At 45.9% G+C, this 6,949-nt stretch carries 2 protein-coding genes and 3 tRNA genes; all 5 read right to left on the bottom strand.

Annotated features, from left to right (window positions below; genetic code table 11):
- Nucleotides 1-147: 147 nt before the first annotated feature.
- Nucleotides 148-459, bottom strand: coding sequence for a hypothetical protein (locus tag A8709_RS16095; RefSeq protein WP_065853394.1), 312 nt, complete (start codon nt 457-459; stop codon nt 148-150).
- Nucleotides 460-542: 83 nt separating this feature from the next.
- Entirely contained in the window at nt 543-6,173 is a 5,631-nt protein-coding gene (locus A8709_RS16090; protein WP_065853393.1) for a fibronectin type III domain-containing protein, read from the bottom strand.
- Between the two features lie 380 nt (nt 6,174-6,553).
- A tRNA-Leu gene (locus A8709_RS16085) sits at nt 6,554-6,635 on the bottom strand.
- Nucleotides 6,636-6,649: 14 nt separating this feature from the next.
- Nucleotides 6,650-6,721, bottom strand: a tRNA-Gln gene (locus A8709_RS16080).
- 16 nt (nt 6,722-6,737) lie between these two features.
- Nucleotides 6,738-6,810: transfer RNA gene (locus A8709_RS16075), tRNA-His, on the bottom strand.
- Nucleotides 6,811-6,949: the final 139 nt, after the last annotated feature.

The raw sequence follows: 6,949 nt of genomic DNA, 5'->3' as shown, positions 1-6,949 counted from the left end.
TGAGAAAAACTTCTATCGAAGTCCTTCGAGGATGTGCGACCGCGTTTTATAGGTAGTTTTTATCGCCAATTATCAAGACGTTTTCGGGAACCGAAAATTTATACTTTCTAATGTGGTAAAAAATGAGCCCCGTAAGGGGCTCACACATCAATCGTATTTATCTTCATCCACTCGTTCTACCCGATCAAGAATTAACTCTATTTCTGTTTCGAAATTTAAATGCAAAGGAGCAGGAAGCAAGTCGAAAATCTCTTGAATCATATCGTTTTCAAGCATTTCATCCAGCGATAGATGAGGGTTGCCTTCGCGAAGTACCCATTCGCGTACGGTCTCAATAAAAGCATAAAACGAAGATTGAAACTGATCCGCTACAGCTTCCTTCTCATCGCTTTGATAAGAGGTCATCGTCTGCCAATTGTGAAGTGTAATGTCTAAGGCTTGTTTGACTTTCGGGTCCATAGGGTGCTCCTTTGCAATAGAAGATGTTCACGTCCATCGTAAAGGATTACCTACCGAAATTCAACTCTCTCCATGATCCCTTGTCATAATTGAAAACTTATCGGCAAGTTCGACGAGGTGTTCCCTACTGTCTCCTTGTTCACACCCCCATACGTCACAGCGAAGGTGTACGTCCCCGGTAGTAACTCCTTGTGAATCTCGCCGTTCACCGTAGTGCCAAAGGTCCGCCAATTTCCTGCATAATAGCTCACGGAACCACCATCAAGTGAATTGCCCACACTATCTTTCAATTGTACATTCACGTTAACGGTTTGGAAGATGACCGCTGGGTCCGTTCCGATATTTTGCACCATATCCTTGATGGTTCCCTCATAATTCACGGAAAAGGTATATGAACCTGGCAGCAATTCCTTGCGGGCTTCACCTCCTGCTATATCCCCGAAAGTTCGCCAACTCCCTGCATAATAGCTCACCGCACCACTGTTCAGCGGGTTTCCGAGACTATCTTTCAACTGTACGTTTGTATTAACCGTCTGAAAGACGACCACCGGGTCCGTTCCGATATTTTGCACCATATCCTTGATGGTTCCCTCATAATTCACAGAAAAGGTATACGAACCTGGCAGCAATTCCTTGCTGATTTCACCGCCCGATATATTCCCGAAAGTGCGCCAACTCCCTGCATAATAGCTCGCCGCACCACTATTGAGCGGGTTCCCGAGACTATCCTTTAGCTCTACCTTCACACCTACCGTCTGAAAGACAACCGCCGGATCCGTTCCTGTGTTTTGGACTTTTTCCGTACTTGTTCCTTCATAATTTATCGCAAACGTATACGCTTTATCCGGCAAAGACTTGCTTACGATTCCCGATGCATTCGTAACTCCAAAATCTTTCCATCCGCCATCATAGTAGGATACCACTCCCCCACTAACGGCATTTCCATTGCTGTCTTTCAACTGTACACTTACCGAATCAGATGGTGCCTCTTGGGCTGGATCTTGTAGTACGATTTTACCGTATAAACTTACATTCTTCGCTTCACCTATACCGCTAGCCCACTCCAACCAACCGAGTCGTCCATTGCCATCGTTATCATTGACAAGCAGCGATACAAACAGAGGTTTCGTCGTATCTGGTATATACGGATATAGTTCTGACCAAGCGATGTGAATCTTATAGATTTTCTTTCCACTTTGCGTACTGTCGATGAGAATACTTCCATTTTGAACGAATTGGCCCGCCGGTGTCCAATTAGATGGCAAGTCTCCGCCGATATACGGTACAGTTCCTTTATAGAGGACTGGTCCGTTAGCGGTCAATGCGGCTTGAAATTCCACTTGGGCGCCGACCATGCCGATTCCTGATGTATCAAGGCCGAATTGAATACTGTCACCGATGTAGTAATTGCCTTTCGACTCATTTTGTACGAAGTTGGCGTCTGTTACGTCAATGACCAGATCAAGTCCATCATTCGCCGCGCCCACCGCAGCTCGAGCCGCAAACCCTGCTGGCTGCCCTGAAGTCAAGCTTTTGAACACCCAATTGTTGTTGATCCAAGGGATATTCGTGCTCAAAGCCCCTGTGGTACGGTCAAACAAGTTGCTCTTAATTCCCGTAGCGGTAGGGATATTGGCATTTTGCACTGCTTTCTCATAATCGGTCAATAGTACATCATGCGTTGACGTCAAAGTAGCAAGATAAGAGGCATCTACATGGCTGATATAGTACATGCTATTCGGTTTTACTTGTAGCGTCGGAGCAGCTGTCACTGTGCCGCCGGTCCAATCCCGGATTACAGTGGCATTCGTAAAGGCTTCGGAAATCGCTGTTGAAATTGTGCCTGCATTCGCATCCTCAGACCATACAACGAGAATCGGTGACCCGTCACTTTCAAAATAAACAGCCTTCTGGTTACCGCTTAGCGAATATTCACCTTTGTATACAATATGATTCCCAAGTGTTTCAATAAATCGATGCATAACCACAGAATTGAGCCTCGGCTCAAGCTTTGGTTTCTTGCGAAACAATCCGGAGGATTCCGTAAACCAGCCTTCGGTATGTGCGAAAGGTATGGCTTCAGGCTCTGTATCATTAATCATATTAAAATAAGCGATTTGGTCGACCCCATTCTTGATTTGGAACATATAATCGTACAGCATCTTTCTCGCGATCTCGGGCTCTGTCAGGATATATTGGGAATCCGAAGCGTTCACGAGACCGGCATGACTTTCTGAAGTCACCCAAGGCTTTGAAGGCACATTGTACATTTGATCATAGGCTTGATATTCTTTGGGATCGGGCAACTTGCCGTGAAGCGATAGCTTATCATAATAATTCGCTCCGCCAAGACGCAGCAACTCATTATAGAAAGGCAAATATCTATGGCCGCCCATGCCACCGATCCAAATTTCAGAATTCGGCTGAACACTTTTAATCGTTTCATAGCCGGTACGGAGTAATTCCACAAACTTCTCTGGCGTATCATTCCAGAAAATGCTTCCGCCTTTCAAATGAGGTTCATTCCATATTTCCCATTTGGTAATCCGATCTCCATACCGAGCCACTAGCGCTCTCAGGAAATTAGCAAAGTCATTCATATCTGCTGGCGCATAGGAAGAATAACCAGGCACACCGATCGAAACGGTTGTATCCTCCGGATGGGAGGAAGCCCATTGTGGTGTAAATACAATGTTGCCAATCATCTCCATGCCATAGCTTTGCAATTTATTGATATGATTATCTAGTCCAGCCCAATTAAACACACCACGACTAGGCTCAAGCGACGCACTTGTATCACCGAAATTTGCTCCCCATGGGATCGTATGAATTCTCGCAAAATCAAACCCTACCAAATCTGCAAGCTGCATGCCTCGGTCATCATCAAGCCCATCGCTGAAGCCAAACAGGGGATTACGGTCGGCTTTGCTTATAGACTGACTTTCTACGACAGCCACAGAAGTTCGATTACGTACAAATTCTGCCGCCGTTCGCTTAGGACTAGACAGGATCCTGTACGATTGTTGAAGCGGAAGCGTACCTGTTATCCCTTGTTTCGTATAGTCAAACGCAATTTCATAGTAACCTTCATGATCAGGTGTCCAGCTCCATCCCGTGGTTAGCAACGTTGCGCGATCTACTGTTACTTGCCCAACAATCTGACTATCCGTATCATATACTGTCCCTGTCAATGTCTGCACGGAAATTGGTAGCTGATCTTCGATCGCTTTAAACACCACATTTTGCCCAAGCTTCCACCAGTTTGCGAATACATCCGCCTGCAGCGGGAAATATTCAACGGACTGTATACTGGCATCATCGTAGTAAAGCGTTCCCATATTAGGGACGTTTGGTGATTTGGTTGTCGCAACATTTAACTGGATTTGATTCGTTCCTACAGGAAATTGACTATTATCAATCGTAAACGAAACATCCGTCCACACAGTGCTGCTCAAAGTTGGGGTGTTAGCCTCAGCCGTGCCGAGGAATGCACCATCTTTGAAGTAGGTGATGAACACCCAGGCCCCATTGCCTGTGTAATCAGCTGATTTTTTGGCTTTTACCGACACCTTAATGGTTTGCATTCCGCTATCGATCGGGATGAATTTGGAAGAAAAGCCTGCAGCTCCGATACTTGTCGTGTTGATATAGACCGCGTTCGTTCCGCTATTCGTCGTTGCTGTGGTAATTCCCATATCCACGCCACTTGCACCGCTCCAGAACGAAGTGTTCCAATTGACGGGAAGCTGTTTCGTTCCGCTTGTCTTCGTTTCTTCAAAGCCAGGATTCGCTAAATCATAATACTGCGAGGTAAGTACATTGACAGGGTTGCTCGCAGCGGATATATTCCCCGAGCCATCTCTCGCTTTCACGGTAAATATATACCCGCTGTATGCTTCAAGACCTGTTACCGTATAGGTCACCCCAGTGACCGTTGCTACTTGCTTCGTGCCATCGAAAATGTCATAGCCGGTCACGCCCCCATTGTCCGTTGATGGATCCCAGGTAAGTGTGACACTTTTCATTTTAATAGCCGATGCTGTTAGGTTGGTCGGCGCTGTTGGTGGCTGTGTATCATTGGTCACATAAGCTTGACTGGCTGGGGATATATTTCCCGCCGCATCGACTGCTTTGACTGTAAACGAATAACTACCCGTTGGGACCAGCCCACTTGCCGTAAAGGATAGACCTGTCACAGTACCTACCAGTACTGCATCTTTATAAACATTGTATCCTGTTACGCCGATATTATCGGTTGAAGCATTCCAAGCCAAATCAACACTTTCTGCTGTTTGACCTACGGAATGGAGATTCGTCGGTACACTTGGCGCCACCGTATCTGGAATCAATTCGATTGTAGCGTCATCATAATAAAGTGTTCCTTGTGGATTAGCGCTGCCTGAACGAAGCGTTGCCAGATTCAACTGCAAATTATTCGTTCCTGCAGGTAAAGTAGCCGTGTTGATCGTTACTGATAATTCTTTCCATTCACTGCTGCTCAGCGCAACGTTTGACGATGGAACGGTTCCGATAAAGGCACCATTTTTCGCATAACTTAGGAACACCCAAGCGTCGTTACCAGTATAATCGGCTGACTTTTTCACCTTAACCGTCGCCTTTATTTGCATGCTATTGTCAATCTGCATCGTCTTGGAAACCCAACCTGCGGCTCCTGAATCCACTACGCTAATGTAGAGAGCATTGGTGCCGCTGTTTGCCTCAGAGGTCGTGACCCCTGTATCAACTGACGTTGTTCGATTCCATAAATTTGAATTCCAGTTTACAGGAACCAGCTTCGTTTGATTAAGCGTCGTCGTCTCAAATCCCGGATTAGCTATACTCAATGAAAACGGAGTGGTCAAACTTACAGCATTACTGGCCGCAGATATATTGCCCGCCGCATCTTTCGCTTTTACAGTAAAGGTATAAGTCGTGCCAGCATTGAGAGCGCTTACCGAATAGGATAAGGCCGTCGTGGATCCAATCAGTGTTGTCCCATTGTACACATCGTACCCGATGACTCCTACATTATCCGATGATGCATTCCACGTAAGATTAACGCTCGTCGCCGTTTGTCCAGAAATGGCAAGATTGCTCGGCGCTGTTGGCGCTTGTGAATCTAGTATTTCCATCGTTACATCGTCATAATAGAGTGTCCCCGCATTGCTTGCACTGCCTGATTTTGTTGTCGCCAAGTTCAACCAAAGCATGTTCGTTCCCGCTGGAAACTGACTGCTATTGACCGTTAACGTAATCTCTGTCCACTCCGAACTGCTTACTGTAGCCGCTGGAGAGGGGCTTATACCCAGGAAAGTACCACTATTGCCATAACTGATGAATACCCATGGGTTATTACCGGCATAATCAGCTGACTTCTTTACTTTCACCGTCGTTTTGATAGTTTGCGTACTGCTGTCAACAGGAATCGCTTTGGACGTCCAACCAGCAGCCCCCGCATCCGTAGAGCTGATATAAAGTGACTTCGCTCCGCTGTTATAAACAGCTGTCGTTACACTCGTATCGACTGGCGTCGTTCTGCTCCATAACGATGTAGTCCAATTCGTCGGAATCAGCTTCGTTTGACTTACCGTTGTTTCTTCAAATCCAGGATTAAGTACATTGATAAAACCCGATGCTTGAACGCGCGTTGACATCGTTGGAAACAGCGCCACTATCATGGTGCAAAGCAACAACCATATCACGATTTTCCTCATACATAGATCCCTCCTCGGTTTTATTTTGCCTCTTTCTTGCCCTTCGCATTATTCACATCCCTCTATGAAAGGATTACATGGATAAATATAGGATGAATCATTTGCCAAAGATACGAGATTATTTATACTTCGTTGTCCGATTTTATCCATTTTGCCGAAAAATGGCCATTGCTAACTCGATATCGAAGGTGTATCTCCAGAAACAAACGAAAGCTCCTCGTTTCCGAGGAGCTTTCGTTAGAGCAGTCGTGGATTACCTAATTATTATGTCAACCGTTCGTCAACAAGGATGATTAATAAACTGTACTACTACTTTTTTTCAACTGTTAGAAAAAAGAAAAACCCTTACTAGGTAAGGGTTAACTCTTGTAAAGCTGGGATGCGGTCGGAGGGATTTGAACCCTCACGCCTTGTGAGCGCCACCCCCTCAAGATGGTGTGTCTGCCGTTCCACCACGACCGCTTAAGAGAAGTAAACTGGGGATCTAGGATTTGAACCTAGGCATGACGGAGTCAAAGTCCGTTGCCTTACCGCTTGGCTAATCCCCACTATTTAAGGGAAAAGGGCGACCGATGGGACTTGAACCCACGAATGCCGGATCCACAAACCGGTGCGTTAACCCCTTCGCCACGATCGCCACAGTAGGAAAATTATTCCCTGAAGACTAGATACGAAACTTACGTAAAGTTAGATTACTTAGGAATTTTGGTTAAGCCCTCGACCGATTAGTATTCGTCAGCTGCATACGTTACCGCACTTCCACCTCGAACCTATCA

Source organism: Paenibacillus pectinilyticus, from assembly GCF_001700435.1.
GTDB lineage: Bacteria > Bacillota > Bacilli > Paenibacillales > NBRC-103111 > Paenibacillus_E > Paenibacillus_E pectinilyticus.
This window is presented reverse-complemented; position numbering and strand designations above follow the sequence as displayed.